Origin of the sequence: Micromonospora sp. NPDC023888, assembly GCF_040639415.1 — a bacterium.
Classification (GTDB): domain Bacteria; phylum Actinomycetota; class Actinomycetes; order Mycobacteriales; family Micromonosporaceae; genus Micromonospora.
In genome coordinates, this window is record NZ_JBEZZW010000021.1 from 49,256 (window position 1) to 69,519 (window position 20,264).

General features: G+C 70.5%; 18 protein-coding genes. 10 read left to right on the plus strand and 8 right to left on the minus strand.

The window, feature by feature from the left end; all coding sequences use genetic code 11:
- Positions 1 to 5: 5 nt before the first annotated feature.
- From AB0F61_RS19785 to AB0F61_RS19800, 4 genes are all read left to right on the plus strand, one after another.
- Positions 6 to 611 (plus strand): SGNH/GDSL hydrolase family protein, encoded by a 606-nt coding sequence (locus tag AB0F61_RS19785; RefSeq protein ID WP_357811639.1) that lies wholly within the window; start codon positions 6 to 8, stop codon positions 609 to 611.
- On the plus strand, positions 608 to 1,783 hold the full coding sequence (locus AB0F61_RS19790) for an aminotransferase class V-fold PLP-dependent enzyme (RefSeq protein WP_357811641.1): 1,176 nt from the start codon (positions 608 to 610) through the stop codon (positions 1,781 to 1,783). Before AB0F61_RS19785 ends, AB0F61_RS19790 begins: the two co-directional genes overlap by 4 nt.
- 400 nt (positions 1,784 to 2,183) lie before the next feature.
- Positions 2,184 to 2,960, plus strand: coding sequence for an AfsR/SARP family transcriptional regulator (locus tag AB0F61_RS19795; RefSeq protein ID WP_357811644.1), 777 nt, complete (start codon positions 2,184 to 2,186; stop codon positions 2,958 to 2,960).
- 42 nt (positions 2,961 to 3,002) lie between these two features.
- The gene (locus AB0F61_RS19800; protein WP_357811646.1) at positions 3,003 to 3,404 is read left to right on the plus strand and encodes a nuclear transport factor 2 family protein; all 402 of its coding nucleotides are present in this window, start codon (positions 3,003 to 3,005) and stop codon (positions 3,402 to 3,404) included.
- Between the two features lie 28 nt (positions 3,405 to 3,432).
- Here AB0F61_RS19800 and moeZ read toward each other — a convergent pair whose 3' ends face one another.
- The gene (moeZ, locus tag AB0F61_RS19805) at positions 3,433 to 4,608 is read right to left on the minus strand and encodes an adenylyltransferase/sulfurtransferase MoeZ (protein WP_357811648.1); all 1,176 of its coding nucleotides are present in this window, start codon (positions 4,606 to 4,608) and stop codon (positions 3,433 to 3,435) included.
- A gap of 257 nt (positions 4,609 to 4,865) precedes the next feature.
- On the opposite strand from moeZ, the gene AB0F61_RS19810 reads away from it, so the two are divergent.
- Genes AB0F61_RS19810 through AB0F61_RS19835 form a run of 6 tightly spaced genes read left to right on the plus strand, consistent with a single transcriptional unit; the run spans position 4,866 to position 12,064 of the window.
- A complete protein-coding gene (locus tag AB0F61_RS19810; protein ID WP_357811650.1) occupies positions 4,866 to 6,593 on the plus strand; it encodes a fatty acyl-AMP ligase in 1,728 nt (575 codons plus the stop codon).
- A gap of 43 nt (positions 6,594 to 6,636) precedes the next feature.
- Positions 6,637 to 6,903: a MoaD/ThiS family protein gene (locus tag AB0F61_RS19815; protein WP_355028294.1), complete on the plus strand. Its 267-nt coding sequence runs from the start codon at positions 6,637 to 6,639 to the stop codon at positions 6,901 to 6,903.
- A 5-nt stretch (positions 6,904 to 6,908) separates the two neighbouring features.
- A complete protein-coding gene (locus AB0F61_RS19820; protein ID WP_357811653.1) occupies positions 6,909 to 7,733 on the plus strand; it encodes a hypothetical protein in 825 nt (274 codons plus the stop codon).
- Entirely contained in the window at positions 7,730 to 9,430 is a 1,701-nt protein-coding gene (locus AB0F61_RS19825; protein WP_357811655.1) for an acyl-CoA dehydrogenase family protein, read from the plus strand. Before AB0F61_RS19820 ends, AB0F61_RS19825 begins: the two co-directional genes overlap by 4 nt.
- 10 nt (positions 9,431 to 9,440) lie before the next feature.
- Positions 9,441 to 9,749: an acyl carrier protein gene (locus AB0F61_RS19830; protein ID WP_357811657.1), complete on the plus strand. Its 309-nt coding sequence runs from the start codon at positions 9,441 to 9,443 to the stop codon at positions 9,747 to 9,749.
- On the plus strand, positions 9,746 to 12,064 hold the full coding sequence (locus AB0F61_RS19835) for an acyl-CoA dehydrogenase family protein (protein WP_357811659.1): 2,319 nt from the start codon (positions 9,746 to 9,748) through the stop codon (positions 12,062 to 12,064). Before AB0F61_RS19830 ends, AB0F61_RS19835 begins: the two co-directional genes overlap by 4 nt.
- A 30-nt stretch (positions 12,065 to 12,094) precedes the next feature.
- Here AB0F61_RS19835 and AB0F61_RS19840 read toward each other — a convergent pair whose 3' ends face one another.
- The 7 genes from AB0F61_RS19840 to AB0F61_RS19870 form a co-directional block, all read right to left on the minus strand.
- Positions 12,095 to 13,666, minus strand: coding sequence for a succinic semialdehyde dehydrogenase (locus tag AB0F61_RS19840; RefSeq protein ID WP_357811661.1), 1,572 nt, complete (start codon positions 13,664 to 13,666; stop codon positions 12,095 to 12,097).
- Positions 13,659 to 14,267 carry a biotin/lipoyl-containing protein gene (locus AB0F61_RS19845; protein WP_357811663.1) on the minus strand — a complete coding sequence of 203 codons (609 nt, stop codon included), beginning with the start codon at positions 14,265 to 14,267 and terminating at the stop codon, positions 13,659 to 13,661. Before AB0F61_RS19845 ends, AB0F61_RS19840 begins: the two co-directional genes overlap by 8 nt.
- Positions 14,264 to 15,286: an alpha-ketoacid dehydrogenase subunit beta gene (locus tag AB0F61_RS19850; protein WP_357811665.1), complete on the minus strand. Its 1,023-nt coding sequence runs from the start codon at positions 15,284 to 15,286 to the stop codon at positions 14,264 to 14,266. Before AB0F61_RS19850 ends, AB0F61_RS19845 begins: the two co-directional genes overlap by 4 nt.
- Positions 15,283 to 16,395: a thiamine pyrophosphate-dependent dehydrogenase E1 component subunit alpha gene (locus AB0F61_RS19855; protein WP_357811667.1), complete on the minus strand. Its 1,113-nt coding sequence runs from the start codon at positions 16,393 to 16,395 to the stop codon at positions 15,283 to 15,285. The genes AB0F61_RS19850 and AB0F61_RS19855 overlap by 4 nt, the downstream gene beginning before the upstream one ends.
- A 76-nt stretch (positions 16,396 to 16,471) precedes the next feature.
- A complete protein-coding gene (locus AB0F61_RS19860) occupies positions 16,472 to 17,845 on the minus strand; it encodes an FAD-dependent oxidoreductase (RefSeq protein ID WP_357811669.1) in 1,374 nt (457 codons plus the stop codon).
- Positions 17,835 to 18,719 (minus strand): alpha/beta fold hydrolase, encoded by an 885-nt coding sequence (locus AB0F61_RS19865; RefSeq protein ID WP_357811671.1) that lies wholly within the window; start codon positions 18,717 to 18,719, stop codon positions 17,835 to 17,837. Before AB0F61_RS19865 ends, AB0F61_RS19860 begins: the two co-directional genes overlap by 11 nt.
- A 3-nt stretch (positions 18,720 to 18,722) precedes the next feature.
- Positions 18,723 to 20,216 carry a radical SAM protein gene (locus AB0F61_RS19870; RefSeq protein WP_357811674.1) on the minus strand — a complete coding sequence of 498 codons (1,494 nt, stop codon included), beginning with the start codon at positions 20,214 to 20,216 and terminating at the stop codon, positions 18,723 to 18,725.
- Positions 20,217 to 20,264: the final 48 nt, after the last annotated feature.

Consider the following 20,264-nt stretch of genomic DNA (forward strand, 5'->3'; position numbering starts at 1 on the left):
CGACAGTGCAGCTCGTTTCGATGGGGGACAGCCTCACCCTGGGGCGTGGGGATCCGGATCCGGCTGGGGGCTGGATCGGCTGGTCGAGCCGGCTGGCGAGCATGCTCGGCATCAGCGCCGAGGACGTGGTGAACACCGGTGCCGAAGGTGCCACCACGGCGCAGGTCGCGGCCGACCAGCTCGCTGCGGTACGCCAACTGCGACCCGACCTCGTGGTGATCAACTGCGGGATGAACGACGCGGTCCAGGGCAGCCCGATGAGCACGGTACGGACCGCCCTGACGGATCTGTTCGACTGGGGCACGCGGGCCGGGGCGCTCGTGTTGATGCCGGCGCTGCCGACGCCCTCGGCGAAGCTACCGGTCTCCGCGTTCCGGCGGCGGCGGATGGAACGCTGGATCGCCGAGTTCGACGAACTGCTCCGCGCCGAGGCGGCAAGGGGCGCGGTCGTCCGCGTGGACGTGGCACCCCCCGAGGCCGAGGACATGTGGAGCGACGACGGGATCCACCTCAACACCGCCGGGCACGTGCGCGTCGCCACGGTGCTCGCGGACACCGCCCGCCGGCTGTCACCGACCGTGGCCGCGTCCACCGCGGACAGCGCGTCATGACCGACGCGCCGAAGGGATCGCCGGCACGGGGCCCGGCCGGCGGCCGGTTGCTGCTGACGCCGGGGCCGGTCGCCGTCGCGTCGTCGGTGCGCCAGGCGGTCTCCCGTACCGACCTGGGGCACCGCGAGTGGGTGACTCGACGCTGTCTGGCCGAGGTGCGGCGCAAGCTCGCCGCGCTGTGCGGGGGCGCGGACCAGTACACGTCGGTGCTGCTGACCGGTTCGGGGACGGCCGCGTTGGAGGCGGTGCTGTGCTCCGTCCCACCGACGGACGCCGAACTGCTGATCGTGTCGAACGGCCGCTTCGGAGACCGGTTGGAGCAGATCGCGGCGGTGCACCGGCTGCGCTACACCACCCTGCGCCTGCCGGTGGGCCGGGCGGTCGATCCCGCGGCGGTGCAGCAGGCGCTCGACGCGCGCCCGACCATCACCCACGTCGCCATGGTGCATCACGAGACCAGCCTCGGTGTCCTCAATCCGGTGCCGGCGATCGCCCGGATCGTGCGGGCCGCCGGGCACGAGTTCATCGTGGACGGGATCAGCAGCATCGGAGCCGAGCAGCTCGACCTCGCGCGGGACCCGGTGGACTGGCTGGTGGGCTCGGCGAACAAGTGCATCGAGGCGTTGGCCGGTCTCAGCTTCGTCTGCGCCCGGCCGGAGCGCTTCGAGTCGCTCGCCGCGGTCGGCCCGCGCAGCTTCTACCTGGACCTGCACCAGCACTACCTGGCTCAGCAGCGCAACGACGCGCCGCTGTTCACACCTGCCGTGCAGTTGCTCCTCGCCCTGGACGAGGCCCTGGCGCTCGCTCTCGACGAGGGCGTCCTCCCGCGTTCGGCCCGCTACGCGGCCCACTCCGAGCGGGTGCGGGTCGGTTTGGCCCGGCGCGGTCTGCGGCTGTTGGTGCCCGCGCCGGACCGCTCGAGTTCGGTCACCGCGTTCGAGGTCCCGCCGCCGTTGACCGCGGCCACGCTCTGTGACGCGATGTCGGCGGCCGGGGTGGTCATCTATCCGGCATCGTCGGTGGGCCGGGAGGCGGCGATCGTCGCGACGATGGGGCAGTTGACCACCGAGGACGTCGATCACTTCTTCCTGGTGCTGGACGAGACGCTGGCCGCGCTCGCGCCGTCCGGTGTGCGGCACGACGCCGGTCGCCTCGAGGCCGGGGTGTACTGAGCCGAGGACCGGATTCCACCTGCCCGCAACCCATCGACAGCCGACACGATAGGTTGGCCCAATTCAACCCCAACCGCGGCGAAGCTCAGCATCCTGACGTCCACCGGTTGTGATCAGGACCAACCACGACGGGCGCGTCCCAACCGACCGTCAACGCGGCCCGAATGCGTACGTCTCCCGCTATTGGGATGCCCACATTAATCACGCTTTGCATCGTTTGTACTCGATCGACTTGGGTCATCTTAGGTCTCGTGTATGGTGTCGGGTGGGCGCTCACGGAACTAATGGGGGGACGGGGGGTTACGGCCAGGTAACGCATTCAATTCCGCCTACCTATGGTGGGCGGATGATTGATGCTGCCCTACGGCCGAATCCCTCGGTTGTTCGAGAGGAATGCAAGGTGAGATTCGGTATCCTCGGCCCGGTCATCGTCACCGACGACGGTTGCAATCGGACACCGCGAGCGTTGAAACTGCGGTCACTCCTCGCGCTTCTCATAACGCAGGGTGATCAGATTGTCTCGACGCAGCGCCTGATTGAGGAGTTGTGGGGCGGCGCTCCACCCAGGACGGCGAGCACCGGGCTCCAGGTCTACATCTCAAAGCTCCGCCGGCACCTCGGCGACGGGGTCAACCCCCAGATCGTGGTGAGCCACCCGTCGGGATACCAGCTCTCGCTGGCCGAGCACAGTTGCGACCTCACGATCTTCCAGCAGCATCTCGCTGCCGCCGACCGTGCCGAGGCGGCCGGCATGCCCGCGGTGGAGGCCATGGAGTTGTCCCGGGCGCTCGAGATCTACCGGGGCCCGGTCCTGGCCGACGTGCGCGGTTCGGGTCTGCTCGAGAACGTGGCGCGGCAGTACGACGAGAGTCGGATCATCGCGTACGAACGCCGGATTGACCTCGATCTCCGGCTGGGCTATCGACGCAACCTCGTCGGTGAACTCTACGGCGTGGTCGCCGAATACCCCACCTGGGAGAATCTGCACGAGCACCTGATGCTTGCGCTTTATCGTTCCGGCCGGATCGCGGAAGCTCTGCGGGTCTATCGACAATTGCACCGCCGACTGGTCGAGGAGCTTGGGATGGAGCCCGGCCCGCGACTCAAGCGATTGCACCAGATGGTGTTGTCACGCGACCCGAATCTGGACCCGGCGACACCGTACCTCGCAAGCTGAACGATTCTTCGATAATGGTGAGAGTGAGGCGAAGCAGTGGGAGTGGTTGACGATTTCCGGCGCACCGTGCTGGAAAAGGACGTCCCTGGGATCCTTGCGACGCTCTCCCCCGACGTCACCTTCCACAGCCCGGTCATGCCCAAGCCCTACCGCAGCAGGGCGGCCGTGGCACCGCTGCTCACCGCCCTGGCGGAGGTGTTCGAGGATTTCGCCTACACGGCGGAGTTCGACGGCCGCAGCATCAACCCGGTCCGCTCCGCCGCCGGCTCGCCTCGGCACGCGCTCGAGTTCACCGCCACCGTGGACGGCAAGTCGATCACCGGGATGGACGTCCTCGCCACCGGGGACGACGGGCTGATCAGCGAAGTCACGGTGCTGGTGCGACCGGTGACCGCCGCGCACTCGCTCGCCCGGCTGGTCGGTCGGCGGATGACAGAGGCCTGACTCGCCGGGCGGTCGGGGCCGCGCGGGCTCAGTACACCGGAAGACTCGGCTCGACCTGCTTCGCCCACGCGATGACTCCGCCCTGCAGATGGGACGCGTTGGTGAACCCGGCCCGCTTGAGGGCCGCGAGCACTTCGGCTGAGCGCGCCCCCGTCTTGCAGTGCAGCACGATCTGCTTGTGCTCGGGCAGTCGGGACAGCGCCTCGCCCGAGAGGATGAGATCCTTCGGGATGAGCGTGGCGCCAGCGATGTGGACGATGTCCCATTCGGCTGGCTCCCGGACGTCGATGACCTCGATGTCCTCGCCGGCCTTCAACAGGTCGTAGAGTTCGCGGGGCGTCACGGTGGACCCGGCCACCGCGTCGCGGGCCTCGCCGGACACCACACCGCAAAACTCCTCGTAGTCGATGAGCCTGTCGATCGGTCGGCGATTCGCAGGGCGGCGAAGCGTCATCGTCGTGAAATCCATCCGCAGCGCGTCGTAGATCAGCAAACGGCCGAGCAGTGGCTCACCGATACCGGTGATCAGTTTTACCGCCTCGGTCACCATGATGGATCCGACGGTGGCGCAGAGCATTCCCAGCACGCCGCCCTCGGCGCAGGATGGCACCAACCCGGGCGGTGGCGCCTCCGGGTAGACATCGCGGTAGGTGATGCCGCGGCCGTTCGGCGCGCCTTCCCAGAAAACCGACACCTGGCCTTCGAATCGGTAGACCGAACCGTAGACATAGGGCTTTCCGGCCAACGCGGCGGCGTCATTCACCAGGTACCGGGTGGCGAAGTTGTCAGTGCCGTCGATGATCAGGTCGTATTGGCGGAAAAGATCGACGGCGTTGTCCGAATCGAGCCTCAGTTGATGGAGACGCACGTGCACGGCGCTGTTGATCCGGCGTATCGAATCTTCGGCGCTCGTCGCCTTGGGTCGGCCGACATCCGACTCGCCATGGATGATCTGTCGTTGCAGGTTGGAGCCTTCGACCGTGTCGAACTCGACGATCCCCAGCGTGCCGACCCCGGCGGCGGCGAGGTAGAGCAGGGCGGGCGAGCCCAGGCCCCCGGCACCGATCACCAGCACCCTCGCGCTGGCGAGTCGGCGCTGCCCGGCAACCCCCACCTCGGGGATGATCAAATGTCGGCTGTAACGGGTTACGTCCTCTTTGGTTAACTCCACATTGGGCATGACAAGTGGCGGCAATGAGTCCATGAAAATCCCCCGTTAGACCTAGCCGACGCTCCGCATGAAGCACCTTGGGCGGAGGCTAGCAGAGGGCCCAAACCCCGTCTAGCAATATGCTCCGTCCCGGGCCGACGACGGCCCGGAATGGACGCAGCGGAGTCACGGCCGCCGATGGTACGTTGTCGTCGCGGACTCGCGGCTCGCCGGCCGACGGGTTGCCGCTGCTCGCAGACCACATCTGAATCACGGGGGGAAAATTGGCGGAGCTGCCACGCTGCCCGTCAGTGGGCTTCGCGCACGTTCTGCGCGCCCGAGCCCGCGAGTCGGCAGAGTCTCTGGCCTTTCGATTCGTGCTCGACGACGGGCACGCCGAGGAGATCACCTACGGCGAGTTGGATCGGCGCGCCCGCGCGGTCGCGATCAATATCCTCGACGTCACCGACGGGCAGCCCGAGCGTGCCCTGCTGCTCTACCCACCGGGGTTGGACTATCTCACCGCGCTGTTCGCCTGCTTCTATTCCGGCGCGGTCGCCATCCCGGCGTTTCCGCCAGGTGCGACGCGACAACCACGCACCATGTCACGACTGATGTCCATCATCGAGGACGCGGGAGCGAGCCTCGTGCTGACCACGTCGTCCGGCGCGCCCATGATCACAGACTGGCTGTCCAGCTCGTCCGTGTCGCCGGCCCCGCGGGTCGTCACGACCGACCTGGCCGGCCACGCCGAGCACGACCTCTCGCCCCGGTCGTCAGGTGACTCGCTCGCGGTCCTGCAATACACCTCCGGGTCCACCTCGCTGCCGCGCGGCGTCATGTTGAACCACGGTCACCTGATCTCGAACACCGCGGACATCACCCGCAGCTTCGGGCTCCACGACGGAGCCTCGGCGGCCGTCTGGCTGCCGCCCTATCACGACATGGGCCTGATCGGCGGTCTGCTGACCCCGGTGACCAGCGGGATCCCGGCGACGTTCATGTCCCCGATCACCTTCCTGCGCCGACCGCTGTCCTGGATGAAGGTGGTCTCCCGCTACCGCGCCACGCACACCGGCGGGCCGAACTTCGCTTACGACCTCTGCGTCAAGCGGGTCAAGGAGGCCGACCTGGTCGACCTCGATCTCTCCTCGGTCGAACTGAGCTTCACCGGTGCCGAGCCGGTCCGCCCGGACACGATCGAACGATTCCTCAAGGTCTTCGAGCCGTACGGGCTGCGACCCGAGGCGATCTATCCCTGCTACGGGCTGGCCGAGGCGACGTTGTTGGTGAGCGGCGGCGCCCGCCTGGGCGGGTGGCGTTCGGTCTCGGTCGCCCGCGACGCTCTGGAGTTGGCGCGGGTGGCTCGGCCGGCGACGTCCGGAGAGCCCTCCCGGCGGATCGTCGGATGTGGCGCACCCGGGCCGGACACCCGGATCACCATCGTCGACCCCACCACCGCCGAACCGGTCCTGCCCGGCCAGGTCGGCGAGATCTGGGTCGATTCACCGAGCGTCGCCGCCGGTTACTGGCGTCGGCCGAGCGACACCGCCGACACCTTCGGCGCGATGACGGCCACCGGCGAGGGGCCCTACCTGCGTACCGGCGACCTGGGCTTCGTGGCGGACGGCGACCTCTTCGTGGCCGGACGCGTGAAGGATCTCATCGTCCTGAACGGTCGCAACTACCACCCGGTCGACATCGAGCAGATCTGCGAGACCGACGTGGCCGGCATCCGCCGCGACTGCGGCGCCGCCTTCGCCGTGGAGGACGACGATGGCGCCGTCGAGCGGCTCGTGGTGGTCTACGAGGTCGACCCCGGCAGGACCGACGACCAACACCAGGCGATCATCGAGGGCATTCGCCGCTGCGTCTCGCGGGAGTCGAGCGTGGCGCCGTACGCCATCGTGCTGATCAAGGCGCGCACCATGCCGAAGACCTCAAGCGGCAAGGTCCAGCGCTGGCTCGCCCGCCGCCAGTACCTGGCCGGCGAGTTGGCGGAAGTGACCAGTTGGCAGATGCCCGGCGCAGCGGCGTGAGTGCTCCGGGATCGGCAGCCGTCACCACGAAGGGACCCATCCAGTGATCATCAAGGTTCGTGGCATCCTGCTCCGGTTCACCAACTACGAGAACGAGATCGAGGTCGAGGGCACGACGGTGCGCGAGGGCCTGGACCAGCTCGCGGCCCGTTACCCCAACCTGCGCGACGTCCTCTCGGATCGCGAGGGCGCGGTGCGCGCGACGCACTTCATCGCGCTCAACGGGGAGCAACTCTCCGTCGACGAGTTGGACCGGGAGGCCGTCGAGGACGACCGCGTCGACATCGTCACAGCCGTCTCGGGAGGCTAGCTCGCATGCCGCGCAGCTCAGCCTACGAGGTCGTGCTCGACGCCAGCTACTTCACGCCCAACCAACTCCAGACCGTGGCGGTGGGTCGCCTGGGTTTCCAGGCCGGGACCCGTTGGCTGCGTGATCACGTGTGCAGCCACCGCACCCTGGTCTCTCAGCACCGCGTGGGCCTCGTGTTGTGGGCGTGGCAGCTCGAATACGAGCAGCCGCTGCGCTTCGAGGACGCCGACGACGCGCTCGTCGACGTGCGGGGTCGGGTCCGTGGGCCGCGCTCATCCCAACTCGAGGTCGAGATGACCATCTCCGGCCCCGGCGGGGTCGCGGTGCGTACCCGGGCGGCGTCGGTGCCGCTCCAGCTCAGCGGCGACCAGGCGCTGTCGGGCACACCCGCCCCACTGCCCGACCGGATCGTCGAACGGTTCGGGGCGGACGAGCGCGAGCGCTCGCCCTTCCGCAGTCAGGTTCCGGCGCTGCGCGCGATGCTCGAGCGCGACGGTCAACGACTCGCGTCGGTGACGCTGTCGACCCGCGTGCACCGGCACCACTGCGAGGTGGCCGACCAGTGGTATTGGGCGGAGTCGTTGGGTTTCGCCGGCGCGGCCCGGGAGGAACTGCTGCTGCGGCACGGCTCGCGGGCGCCACAGCTACGGCGTGCGCTGACCGAGGGGATCCGCCGGGTGGACGTCACCTGGCTGCGGGCGGGGCAGCTCTGGGATCGGTTCGACGTCCACACCACCGGCTACCGGCTGGGCGACGAGATCGCCTTCGTCAGCGAGCTGAGGCTTGCCGACGACGGCCTGCCGTACGCGTACGTGGTGGAGCGGGTATGACGACGTCGGCCCGCGTCCCGTCGCTGGCGGGGTACGCCGCCGCGGCCGAGTTGGAGCAGCGACTCGGCTGCCCGTTCGATCCGGGTGCGGGCATCACGCTGGCCGCGGGCGTCCAGGCCGACGAACGTGAGGCGGTGCCGACCGCCGCGTTCGAGGCGGTGTGGTCCGCCGGCTGCCACGAGTACCTCGTGCCCGTCGACGAGGGCGGGCGGCTGGCGTCGTTCGAGTCTCTCCTGGGCGTGTTGCGGGCCATGTCCCGTCGTGACCTGGCGATCTCGGTAGGCCTCGGCTCGACCTTCCTGGCCGCCGTGCCGGTGTGGGTGTGGGGCCGTCCGGAGCAGCGCCGCCGGATCGCGGAGCTGATCATGGCCCGCGCCTTCGGCACGGCGGGGATCAGCGAGGAGGCGGCGGGCAGCGACCTGCTCGCCACCGCCACGACTGCGGCCCCGGTCTCCGACGGGTTCGTGCTCAACGGCCGCAAGTGGCTGGTGGGCAACGGCCGCCGCGCGTCGTTCGCCACCGTGCTGGCCGCCTCCGAGCCGTCCTTCGGCCTGTTCCTCGCGGATCTCGACGCCCTCGGCGGGCCGGGCGTGCAGCGGCTGCCGAAGGTGCGCACCGTCGGCCTGCGCGGTCACGACCTCAGCGGCTTCGAGTTCCGGGACTGTCATCTCGACGCGAACGCGACACTGGGCAACCCGGGGCGGGGCATCGAAATGGTGTCCGGCATGTTGCAGTTCACCCGGACCATGGTCGGCGGCATGACACTCGGTGCCGCCGACACCGCGCTGCGGATCGCCCTGCGGCATGCCCGCGGCCGCATTCTGTACGGGCGGCCCGCGCTGGCCCTACCTCCGGTCCGCGCGTTGCTCGCCACCGCCTTCGCCGACCTGCTGGCCGCCGAGGCCACCCAGTTGGCCGCCGCGCGCGCCCTCGACGTGGCGCTGCACCGGATGCCGCTGTGGTCGGCGGTGGCCAAGTACGTGGTGCCCGACTTCTGCGTGGACGCGGTCGGCGCGTGTGGCGAGGTGCTCAGCGCCCGGGCGTACCTGCGGGAGAACGTGGCCGACGGCGCGTTCCAGAAGATCGCCCGCGACGCCGCCATCACGCCCGTGTTCGAGGGCACGAAGCTGGTCCAGTTGGAGAGCATCCGCGCCCAACTCGCCAGCGGCGCGCGGCGACGCGGGCCGGCCGAACTCCCGTTGGACCTGCTCTTCGGCTTCGGCGAACCGGTGTCGGCCTGGGCTCCACGGGCGCCCCGGCCGTCGATCGTCTACGGCCGGGCGGACGAGGTGGTGGATCTGTTGGACACCGCGGTCGAGCGGCTCGCCGACGACGGACTCGCCGCACTCGGCCGACGGCTGGTGGCGGTCCGCGACGAGACGCGCGAGGCCCTCGGTCACCAGGCGGCGCACCGCACCCACAGCGGCTACGAGCACGCCCGCCGGCACGCGTTGGTCCATGCCGCGGCCTGCTGCCTGCACCTGTGGAACGAACGTCGCGAGGTGTTCGGCGGCGTGGCCGCCGACCCGGCGTGGCTGGGCGTCGCGTTGCGCCGGATCGCCACGCGGCTCGGCCTCCCGGTCGAACCCGACCGCGAGGCCGAGGACCGGCTGGTGACACACCTGCAAGAGCTTGACGACGACGATCGGGCGTTCTCCCTGGTGCCGCTGCGGCTCGCGCCGCAGTACCGCAGGTAGGCCCCGCCGGATGAAGGAGGACGTCATCGACACCCTGGACACCGCGGGCGACGCGGAGTCGACCCTCACGTGGTTACGGTCGCTGCTCGCCGAGCTGCTGAGCGTGGAGATCGACGAGGTTGCCACCGACCAGCCCCTGGGCGAGCTGGGGATCGACTCCCTCACCGCCGCGCAGTTCTCCTTCGAGATCGAGGAGAGCACCGGCGTGACCGCGCCGTTGGAACGCTTCCTCGGCGACCACACGCTCACGGATGTCGCAGGTGAGCTGGCCGCACTGAGCCGGGCGCGGACGGACGAGGAGGGGGTGAATGTCGCGTGACGAACCGCTTGCGGGCCGCGGACATCATGGACCGCCGGGCCGAGGGTGCCGACCGACTGACGATCGACGGCGAGGCCGAGGCGCTGCGCCGGGAGGCGGTCACCCGTTTCGAGGGGTTCCTGCTGGACCGGGCGAACCCGGGTGCGCGCTTCCGTAACCGCGCCTGCCAGCCCCTGGACCGTCGCCTCTTCGAGGAGGCCAGCGAGATAGGCCTGCTGCAGTTCGGCCTGCCGACGGAGATCGGTGGCGCCGGGCGGGACAAGTTCGAGTGGGGTGTGGTGATCGCGGAGCTGGCCCGCATCTCCCGAGACCCGGGTTTCCCGGTGCTGCTCGACATCACCGTCGAGAACACCGAGCTGATCCTGTCGAGCGGCCGGACGGAGCTGATCGACCGCTACGTCCCGGACCTCGTGGCCGGCCGACGCTTCGCGGTCCAGGGTGCCTACGAGAGCCGTGACCCGTACGACTACCAGACCACGGCACGGTTCGAGGACGGGCACTGGGTTCTCAACGGCGCGAAGCGGTTCCTCGCCGGCGCGGTCTTCGCGGACCTGTTCATCTGCTACGTACGCGACGAGGCGTCGAACGACATGCTCGCGTTCGCCGTCGAGCACGACGACCCCGGCGTCACACCGGTGCGCCTGGAGACGATGGGCATGCGCACGATGGGCATGGGCCAGGTCGTGCTGCACGACGTCCGGCTGCCCGAGTGGCGGCTCGTCTGGCGCTCCGACGCGCTGAGCGAACTCAACACGTACGCCCGGAACCGACGCATGATGAGCGGCTGCGGGGTCCTGGGTGCGATCGAGGGGACCGTCGAAGCCTGTGTCGAGTCGCTCTCGACGCGGCGGCGCGGTGGCCGGCGGGTGCTGGACTATCCCAACGTCGAGCGGTCGATCGGCGAGATGCGCGTGCTGCTGGAGTCGGCGAGGTCCACCCTCTACCGCGCCCTCGACGGCACCAGGGCCGAGCAGCGCGACCCGTACTTCGACGCGTTGGCGACGACCGCCAAGCATCAGGTCTCGGAGGCCGCGATACGGGTGGGGCAGTTGGTGATGACCCTGCAGGGCGGCGAGAGCTACATGAGCGCGTTCCCCTGGGAGCAGTACATGCGCGACGTCCTGGGGCTCATCGGGGGCCAGGGCTCCCAGGAGATGTTGCTCATCCAGGTCGGGCAGCGGTCGATCGTCGGGCTGGAGGGCCGCCGGCTCAAGCAGGACGTGGCCGAGCGCACCGTCACCCGGCTCGCCGACGCGTGGTGGGCGGTGTCCGCGCTGGAGGCCAGGGAGGGCGCGGCGACGCATCGGTCCGAGGTGTCCGCGGCCATCGACGACGTGCTGCTCGCGGCCGGCCTCACCGGCTCGGCCGACGCGGCGGACGACACGCTCGCCGGGCTGGCGAGGCAGGCGGCGGCCTTCCAGTCGTGCGCGACAGCGGTGCGCACGGGCCTGTTGGCGGCGCTGCTGCAGCCGCGCACCGTCGCGGAGGCGGCCGAACGGGCCGGCCTGACACCCGACACCGCGCGCGAGCTGCTGAGCGCGCTTACCGACACGCCGCTGGTGCAGCCGCTGCCCGCGGACACCTACGTCGTCAACCCGGGTCTGGAACGGCTGCTCGTGGGCGGCCCTCGTACGGCCGCCTTCCAGGCTCGTCTGCGGCGCGCGGTCGACGGTGGTGCCGGCCTGCGGGCGGGCGCCGCGGTCGGACCCGGCGTGTACGGCGTCGGCCGCGGCGACGACGCGCCGCTGCTGACCGACGTGTTCGCCACCGAGCTGCTCGGACGGTTGGAGGGCCTGGAGGACCTTCTCGACCGACCGGGGCTGCGGATCGGCTGCGCCGCCGGGGACGGGGGGCGGTCGATGGACGCGCTGGCCCGGGAGTTGCCGGTTGCCCAGGTGCTGGCCATCGAGCCCGATGGCGTTCCGGCCGACGAGTCCGGGAAGAGCCGGCACCCGTGGGGTCCGGCCCCGGAGGTCCGGGTCGGTGACCTCGACTCCTTCGCACCGGACGACCGGCTGTGCCTGGCCTGGGTTCCGGCCGTCGGGTGGTCGACCACGCACCTCGAACGGCGCGTCGAGGCCGCGGCCCGCGCGCTCGTGCCGGGCAGTTGGCTGGTGATGACCCTGCCGCTGCCGCCGAAGCGCAAGCTCGGCGCGGCGGTCCTGGGGTTGGAGTTGGCGTTGGCGGGTGCCCAGCCGGTGGCGCGGGGCGCGGTCGAGGAACTGTTGCGCCGCAACGGGCTGGGCCACATCCGGTGGCTCTGGCAGGATGCGAACCTCGGCATCCAGCTCGTCGCGTCCCGGCGGGAGCGGTAGCCGGGGCGGCGGTGCGCACCGGTGCCGTGGTCAGCGCATGCGGGTCGCCTTCAACGTCCGGAACACCGCCGTCAGGAGCCGCGCGTGGTTCTCGGCGGTGATCCGGTCTGGCCGGTCGAACGTCACGACGTGCTGGCTCGCGACCGTCTGGGGGCGGGTGAAGGCGAGCAGGCCGTCTCGTCCGTGGCGGACACCGACCCCCGAACCCTTGACCCCGCCCGCTGGCGCGTCGTGCGAGCCGTACGCCGCGGCGAAGCCCTCGTTGATGTTGACCAGGCCGGTGCGTAGGTCACCGGCGAGCCGCCGGGCGTGGCGGACGTTCCGGCTCCAGATGCTCGCCGTGAGCCCGTAGTCGGTGTCGTTGACCAGGTCGATCGCTTCCTGCTCGGTGCGGAAGGACCGCACCGACAGCACCGGGCCGAAGGTCTCCTCCCGGTGAAGTTTCATGCCGCTCACCACCCCGGTCAGCACCGTCGGCTCGTAGAACAGCGGCCCCAGATCGGGTCTGGCCCGGCCACCGGTCAGGACCGTCGCGCCCCGCGACCTGGCGTCCTCGACGTGCTCGATGACGCGGGCCAGTTGTCGTGGTGTGGTCAGCGAGCCCATGTCCACGTCGAAGTCGAACCCGGCGCCGAGGCGCAGGCGCCGCACCCGCGACACCAGTTCCGGCAGGAGACGGTCCATGAGTGGTTCGGCCACGAGGACCCGCTCGGTGGCCATGCAGAGCTGCCCGGCGGACGTGAAGGCCGCCCGCAGTACGCCACGGACGGCGGCGGCGACGTCCGCGTCGGGCAACACCACCATGGCGTTCTTCCCGCCGAGTTCGAGGGTGCAGGGTACGGGCTGGTCGGCGGCGGCCCGGCCCACCGCCCGGCCGGCGGTCGTCGATCCGGTGAAGCACACCGAGTCGGCGTGGGCGATGAGCGTCTCGCCCATCTCGGCGGGGTCGCCGGGCAGCACCTGCCACACGTCGGGGGGAAGGCCGGCCTGGACCAGGACCTGCCACGCCCATCGGGTGCTCAGCGTCGTCTGGGTGTCCGGCTTGTGGACCACCGCGTTGCCGGCCAGCAACGCCGGCACCACGTCGGCGAGGCCCAGGGCCAGCGGGTAGTTCCAGGGGGTGATGACCGCGACGGTGCCCCGGGGCAGACGCGCCTCCCGGGCCCGGGTGAAGAGCGGGATCGCGCCGGAGCGCCGCCGGGGCGCGAGGAAGCGACCCGCGCGGCGGGCGTAATACAGGGTGATGGAGGCGGCGTCGAGCAGTTCCTCGAAGGCGTGCGCGCGAGCCTTACCGGTCTCCACCTGGATCAGGTCCAGGATCTCCCCCTGCCGCCGGAACAACGCGTCGTGCAGGGCGATGAACGGGCGGGCTCGGGAACGGTGGTCCAGCCGCGCCCAGGCCTGCTGAGCCGGCCGCGCGGCGTCGAAGGCGGCGCGGACGTCGGCCTTGTCGGCCAGCCCGACCTCCACGAGCGGTGCACCGGTGAACGGCGCCGACACGATCTGCCGAGCGCCGCGCCGGGGGCTGTCGGCGGCGATCCGGCCCAGCTCGTCGACGGCTGCCGCCACCCGGGCGGGGCACCCGGTCGTGGTCTCAGTCATCGTCGTCGCCAGGGTCGGACGGCTCGGCGCGGTCCGCGGAGTGAGCCCGCAGGACGTCATCGCGGGTGACGAGCCCGCCCGGTCCGGTACCTGAGACGCGGTGCAGCTCCACGCCGAGCTCCCGGGCCAACCGGCGGACCGCCGGAGCGGCCGCGGCCCGCGCCGTCGACGGCGGCGCCGGCTGGCGGGTCGCACCGGTCCCCCGCACCGGCCCGGCCCCCCGCCGGGTGAGCATCGACGCGTGCGGGTCCGGTCCGGAACCCACGAGCACCCCGCCGGTCGGCGGTGACGCAGACCGGTACGGCTCGGTCGGTTCGACCAGGTCGGTCTCCTCCGACACCAGCACTGTGACGAGCGGCGCGCCGACCGGGATCACCGCACCGGGAGCGGCGTGCAGTTCGACGATCACCCCCCGGTACGGGCAGGGCAGCTCGACGACTGTCTTCTCCGTCTCGACCTCGACCACCGCCTGGTCGACGTCGACGCGGTCCCCCACCGCGAGACGCCACGCGATGATCTCGCCGGAGACCAGCCCTTCCCCGAGGTCGGGGAGGTGGAAGGTGCGCGGTACCCCGCCGGCGGCCCCGGCCTGGCCGTTCACTGGTCCCGCCAGAGCGACGACACGGCGTCCAGCACCCGGTCGACCGACGGGAGATGGAAGCGCTCCAGTCGGGGCGGTGGATAGGGGATGTCGAACCCGGTCACCCGCCGCACCGGAGCTTCCAGGTGGTGGAAGCACTCCTCGCAGATCCGGGCCGCCACCTCCGCGCCGAACCCCGCGAACCCGGATGCCTCGTGCACGACGATCGCGCGTCCGGTCCGTCGTACCGACTCGTGGACGGTCTGCTCGTCGAACGGCACGAGCGACCTCAGGTCGACGACCTCCAGGTCGTACCCCTCCGCCACGCCGAGTTCGGCGGCCGCCAGCGCGATCGGAACCGTCGGACCGTACGCCACAAGCGTCGCGTGGGTTCCGGCGCGGCGGATCACCGCCCGGCCCACCGGCTCCACCTCGACCGGCAACGCCACGTCGGCGACGCTCCAGTACAACCGCTTGGGCTCGAAGAACACCACCGGGTCGGCGCCGCGGACAGCCGCGCGCAGCATGCCGTACGCGTCCTCGACGGTCCCCGGCGTGAGCACGTGCAGACCGGGGGTGTGCGCGGCGTACGCCTCGGAGGAGTCGCTGTGGTGCTCGACGCCGCCGATGCCCCCGCCGTACGGAACCCGGACCACCACCGGCAGCGACACCGCGCCCCGGGTCCGGTTGCGCATCTTCGCCAGGTGACTGGCCAGTTGCTCGAACGCGGGATAGGCGAAGGCGTCGAACTGCATCTCCACCACCGGGCGCAGTCCGTACATGGCCATGCCGATGGCCATGCCCAGGATCGCCGACTCGGCGACCGGGGTGTCGAAGCACCGCTGCTCGCCGAACCGGGCGGCGAGCCCGTCGGTCACCCGGAAGACCCCGCCGAGCCTGCCGACGTCCTCCCCGAAGACCACCACGCGTTCGTCGTGGGACATCTCGTCGTGCAGCGCCCTGTTCAGCGCCTTCGCCAAGGTGGTCCCTGAGGTGGCGCCGGCGGTGCCGTCCGTGTCGGGTCGGGCCGGGGCGGTCATGACGTCTCCTCGGGCATGACGCTGGCGGCGATCTCGGCGGCCAGTTGCCGGGCCTGTCGGGCGAGTTGCTGGGTGGGAGCCGCGTACACGTGGGCGAACAGGTCGGCGGGGTCCGGGGCGGGACGACCTCGCACACCCCGGCGGGTGCGGTCGGCGAACGACTCGGCCTCGACGTCGATCCGCAGTTGCAGGTCGTCGTCGAGGACGCCGTGCCGGCGCAGGTGCGCGGCGAGCCCCCGGATCGGGTCGTGCCCGCGCCACCGCTCGACCTCCGCCGGGTCGCGGTACCGCGACGGGTCGTCGGCGTTCGTGTGCGGGGCGATCCGGTACGTCACCGCCTCGATCAGGCTCGGCCCTCTCCCCGCACGTGCCCGCTCCACCGCGGCGGTCACCGCCGAATGGACCGCGAGCAGGTCGTTGCCGTCCACCCGGACACCGGGCATCCGGTAGCCGGCCGCCCGGTCGGCAAGCGAGCTGGCGCGGGTCTGCTGGGCGAACGGCACCGAGATGGCGTAGCCGTTGTTCTGCACCACGAACACCACCGGGGCGGCGCGCACCGCGGCGAGGTTGAGCGCCTCGTGGAAGTCGCCCTCACTGGTGGCCCCGTCGCCGCAGAGGGCGAGCGCGACGGTGTCGTCGCCGACGCAGCGCGCCGCCAGCGCGAGGCCCACCGCGTGCGGGGCCTGCGTCGCCAACGGTGTGCAGTGCGGCGCGGTGCGGCTGACCATCGGGTCGTAGCCACAGTGCCAGTCCCCGCTGAGCAGGGTGAGCGTCTCGACCGGGTCCACTCCCCTGGTCACCACGGCCACCGAGTCGCGGTAGGTGGGGAAGAACCAGTCTGTCGCCCGGAGGGCCAGGACCACGCCGACCTGGCACGCCTCCTGCCCGTACGAGGACGGGTACACCGACAGGGAGCCCTGTTTGGCGAGTGCGGTCGCCTGGATGTCGAAACGACGCCCGACGACCATGGCGCGGTACGCCGCCAGCGACGTGGCGAGGTCCACGGTCTCCGGCGCGTCCGCGGACCGGGCGGGCGGCTCGATGGGTGACCTCGGTGACCGGACGTCGTAGCTCGACCGGACGTGACCGGTCTGGTCCGTGGTGGCCATGCTCCACCTCCCTCGTGCGTAGGTGCTCGTTGTCGTCGTGGACTCCGGCGACCGCCGACGGGCCGGCCCCGGGCGGTCAGGTCGCTGCGGAGCGTCGGCCCGACGGGTTGTCGACGACGGACCCGACCTGCTCGCGAGCGGCCCGGAAACACGCCTCGATCGAGGTGCCGCGCCGGTAGTCGCCAGTCACCAGCAGACCGTCCGAGCCGCCGAGAAGCTTGTCGATGCGCTCCAGCCGGTCGGGGTGCCGCTGGCTGTAGGCGCAGAAAGCGTGCTGCCATCGGCGGCTCACCTGGTGGCGCAGCCGGGCCTGCGCGATGGCCGGGAAGTGCGGCGCGAGTTGGCTTTCGGCGCGGGTCCGCAGTTCCTCGATGGAGGCCGAGACGAGGTTCCGCCGAGCGGGCCGGCCGCTGAAGGTGTACCTGATGATGTGCCTGTCGTCGCGGCCGTAGGCGCCGGCGTTGCTGACCTCGCTGCCGGGTGGGAAGAAGATCGCCCGGGCGGCCACGTCGAACACCGGCTGGTCGTACTCGGCGATCACCACGGCGGCCGGGAAGTACCGGATCTGGTCCAGTTCGGCGGCGACCTCGGGGTGGGACGGCCGCAGCAGCGCGGCGCTCGCGTTGGCGGGCACGGCGAGGACGGTCAGGTCCGCCAGGTACGTCTCGGAGCCGCCGGACCGCCCCCGCACGCGTACGCCTGTGGTGCGGGATCCGTCGCCGAGCAACTCCTCGGCCCGGGTTTCCAGCTGGACCGACACCGTCGCGGCGAACTCGCCGAACACCGTCTGGAACCCATCGGTCAGTTGCTCGAACCGGTCGAGCAGCATGCCGAGGTTCGCACTGAAGTCGGCCAGGTGCAGCTCGTCGGGTTCGGCACCGTTCATCCGGACCGTCATCGGTCGGACCAGCGCGTTCTGCAGGTACCTGCCGAAGTAGCCGTCCATTGTCGGATCGCCGTGTGCCCGGCTGAGTTCCCGAAATCGGGGACTGCCCAGGAAGCGGTCCTGGTCGTCACCGCGTACCCAGCGCGTCATCCGCCAGAAGCGGACGACGTCCCGGGGCGGGGTGCGCCGGAGGAACCCGGCTATGCCGGCGGCCTTGGACTGCCCGTCCACGGTACGCAGCCGCCCGTCCTCGACCCGGGACGTGTTGATCCCGAAGTGCTCGAAGGGCCCGCCGCCCAACTCCTGCACGAACGACCGGAACTCGGTGTACCGGGCGCCGATGTTCTTGCCGCCGAGGGTCACGTCACGGTCGCCCAACCTCTCGCCGGACGAGCGGCCACCCAGGCTGTTCTGCTCGTCCAGCAGGGTCACCTGCACTCCGTGCCGGCGCAGGTACCAGGCGGCGGCGATGCCCGACCACCCACCACCCACCACGATCGCGGTTGCGGGGCGCGCCGGCGGCAGTCCAGCCGGGGTGCCCCTCCGGCTCGTCTCAGCAGTCACGATCCATCCCATCGGTGGTGTCGGAAAGACATGTCGACGCGGTCCGGGCCATCCAGTCGTCGACCCGGGCGGCCAGTACCTCCGGCCGTTTCGCCCAGCGGAAGTGGTCGAGCGCCCCACCGGCGGCGGACGCGCCGTAGTGCCAGCGCTCGACGGGGGCCTGGGGTATCGCGGCGGTCAGGTACCGCACCGCGCGGGGCGGGGCGAGTCGGTCGTTGTCGACCGAGATCAGCAGGACCGGGGACCGGCAGGTGAAGACCCGGCCGGCATGCCCGCCGGTCAGGTCCCCGGAGCGGACCTGGGCGGCCCAGTCGCCCAGCACGCCGGTCGGCTGGCGTCCGCCGAAGCGCAGGCGGTCGCCGGGCCAGTATCCGACGACCCGGGCGAGGGCCACGAACAGTTGGCTGCACAGCAGGTTCAGCAGGCCTCGGCGGACGCCGAAGGAGCGGAACCAGACCGAGCCGCAGGCCACCAGCGCGACGCCCGCCACGTCGACGCCGGGTCGCGACGCGTACCGCAGGGCGAGGTGACCGCCGAGGCTGTGCCCGAGCAGCACCAGCGGCCGGGACGGGTACGCCTCCCGCAGGTGCCGGGCTGTCGCCCGGATGTCCTGGTCGACGAGGTCGTCGTACCGAAGATCGACGCCTCGCCGGATCCGCAGTGGGCTCGCGCCCTGACCGGGCAGCTCCACCACCGCCACCAGGTGCCCCCGCCGGCACAGTGCGGCGGCCAACGCCCGGTAGAACCGCGCCGGTACGCCCATCGCGGGCAACACCGTCACGAGTGCCCGCGGTGGCCGATCCGGTACCGCGGCGAGCACCGTCACGTCCCGGCCGACGGGCGTCGTGACCACGAATTCGGAAAAGATCTCCATGCCTCACTTCATCAGGCGCGGGAACTCGGCGTCGTGTTCCTTGATGTAGACCGTCTGCGGCGTGACGGCGAACCTGTTCTCGTTGTCGAAGTTGTCCGACACCTCGGTGAGGTGGGCCATGATCTGCTCACCGTTGGTGTTGAGGGTGTGCCGCAGGTAGTCGGTCTGGAGATTGCCGTGCCACAGCACGCCCAACTTGTTGACCAGGTAGCGGTCCGCCTCCTCCTCGACCACACCTTTCTCGATGTGCTCGCGCAGCACGCCGAGCGCCCGCTCGTGGTCCGGCAGGTCGGCGAACTGGTGGAGAAGGTCCTTCGTGAGTTCCTTGTACCGCGGGAACATCACCATGATCCGGTCGAGGACTCCGCCGCGGCCGATGGACTGCATGGTCTCGGTCGACACGCCCCGCTCGTCGATGTTGCGCTGCCAGTCGTCGACCTTGTCCGGGTTGATCGACACCATGTCCTTCACGTTGCCGCGCGCGGCGCAACCGACAGCGATGATGTCCTGCCGCGCGCAGTGCGCGGTCTGGTACTGGCTGCGTACCGGACTCTTGGAGTAGGTCTCGGCGAGCGTGTTGTGGTATCCCCGCGAGAGCAGGTAGTCGTACAGGTGCTCCCGCATCGCCATCAACTGCCAGGCGGTGCCCGGCTGCTCGACCCGCCCGTCCATGATCAGCTTGTGTAGCGGCCGGTAGGGCAGGTAGATGGTGGAGAACGCGTCGATCTCCGACGGGGAGTACGTCGACACCAGCTCCTCCAGCTCGTCGACGAATCCGTCGAGCGTCTGGCCGGGCAGGTCGTACATGATGTCCACACACGACTCGGCGTCGAAGTTCAGCGTCCGCATCTGGTCGAAGACCGAGTCGACGTCCTCGCGGGTGTCCAGTCGACCGATCTTGCGGTGGATCGTCGGGTTGAGCGTCTCGATGCCGAAGGTGATCCGGTTCCAGCCGTGGCCCTGCAGGAGCTGCATCATCCCCGGCCGTCGTAGTGTCCGGGGCTCTCCGGTGAACGACTTCTCGATGGTGTCGTAACCCGGCACGACCTTGCGCAGGTGGGCCGAGAGGCGGTCCACCGCGCCCAGCGGCAGCGTGGACGGACTTCCACCCCCGACGTAGATCGCGCTGAACCTGCGGGCCTGGACGTACGGCTGGCGCATGTACCAGTCGATCTCCTTGATCAGGTAGTCCGTGTACCGCTCGAGACGATCCTCGTCCTGCTTCGGGTAGTGGTAGCGGTTGAAGTTGCAGTAGTGGCAGAAGGACTTGCAGTACGGCACATGGATGTACAACATGAGCTCGTCGTTGAGGTTGCCGCCGGGATCGGCGAGGCTGGCGATGTTGGCCTCGACCTCTCCGGGCTCGACCTGGTGCCAGTCCATCGTGGCGAAGTTCGGCATGACATAGTGCGAGGCCGTCACGATCCCGGGAAACGGCAACGGCCGGGTGGCGTGCTCGCCGGTGTAGAGGCGGGGTGCGGCTGGCTTGACTTCCATCTCTGCTCCCTCGGTCGTGCGTGTCGTACCGTGCACATCCCGGCCGCC